The following is a 442-nucleotide window of genomic DNA, read 5'->3' as shown; positions in this document are numbered from 1 at the left end:
AGTGACTTATGCAAAGAGTAACAGCCTGCTAAAGCCACTGGCAGCCAAAGCCTCAACGATTGAGGGCACTAACCCCAGTCTGGCTATTGTCGATGAGTACCATTTACACCCGGATAACGCGGTTTACTCTGCCCTTGAATTAGGCATGGGCGCACGTCCAGAAGGTATTCTGTTTGCCATTACCACGGCAGGCAGTAACGTGATATCGGCCTGTAAGCAGCATTATGATTATTGTTGCCAGATACTGGCAGGCGAAGAGCAAAATGAATCGTTGTTTGCCCTGATTTATGAGTTGGACGACGAGAAAGAAATTGATGATGAAACGCTCTGGATAAAAGCGAATCCCAATCTCAATGTATCCGTAGACAGTACCGCTTTACATGACACTATCCAAAAGGCGCGGGGCATTCCATCACAATGGACAGAGATGTTAACCAAACGC

The 442-nt window shown here is 47.1% G+C and carries 1 protein-coding gene; it reads left to right on the top strand.

Annotation, left to right across the window (positions count from 1 at the left end; translation table 11 throughout):
- Nucleotides 1-442: terminase large subunit domain-containing protein (locus AB204_RS20430; RefSeq protein ID WP_235428162.1), on the top strand; the 442-nt coding region annotated here is incomplete at both ends.

Source organism: Xenorhabdus khoisanae, assembly GCF_001037465.1.
Classification (GTDB): domain Bacteria; phylum Pseudomonadota; class Gammaproteobacteria; order Enterobacterales; family Enterobacteriaceae; genus Xenorhabdus; species Xenorhabdus khoisanae.
This window is presented reverse-complemented; position numbering and strand designations above follow the sequence as displayed.